2 protein-coding genes are annotated in these 512 nt (G+C 69.5%); both read left to right on the plus strand.

The genetic code is table 11. The features are described 5' to 3' along the window. The first annotated feature begins 29 nt into the window (after nucleotides 1-29). Nucleotides 30-158 carry an NADH-quinone oxidoreductase subunit K gene (locus CGX12_RS20425; RefSeq protein ID WP_094041470.1) on the plus strand — a complete coding sequence of 43 codons (129 nt, stop codon included), beginning with the start codon at nucleotides 30-32 and terminating at the stop codon, nucleotides 156-158. Then, nucleotides 158-512, plus strand: a 355-nt coding sequence (locus CGX12_RS19440) for a hypothetical protein (RefSeq protein WP_217898221.1), incomplete at its 3' end; no start/stop codon positions are given. The genes CGX12_RS20425 and CGX12_RS19440, both read left to right, overlap by 1 nt.

Consider the following 512-nt stretch of genomic DNA (forward strand, 5'->3'; position numbering starts at 1 on the left):
TGGCCCAGTCCGACGGCGTCGCCGATCCCGTGCCCCAGGCGCTGGTGCTGACCGGCATAGTGGTGGCGCTGGCGGCCTCCGCCCTGGCGCTGGTGCTGATCCGGCGCTGGTACCACCTGAGCGGGCACAGCGGCCTGGACCGAGGGCCCGACTCCTGATGCTGGCGCTGCTGATCCCCGGTTTGCTGTTTACCCCCCTGGCCTGGGCGGTGATGTCCGTATTGGTGGATTTTCGGCGCGGCTACTGGCTCTGCTGGGCCGGTATACTGCTGCAGGCGCTGGTGTCCGCCGGCCTGTGGCTGACCGTCGCCCGGGAGGGCGGGCTCTACTATGCCCTGGGCGGCTGGCCGGCTCCCCTGGGGATAGAACTCAGGGTGGACGGCATGGCGGTGACCTTCGTGCTGCTCACCGCCCTGGTGGCCTCGGCCGCCGCCCTGCACGCGGGGGTCTACCTGGACGCCGCCAAAGGCTACCAGCGTTATTTCTGGCCTTTGTTCTGGTTTCTCTGGGCCG

It is taken from the genome of Zobellella denitrificans (assembly GCF_002237365.1).
Taxonomy (GTDB): domain Bacteria; phylum Pseudomonadota; class Gammaproteobacteria; order Enterobacterales; family Aeromonadaceae; genus Oceanimonas; species Oceanimonas denitrificans.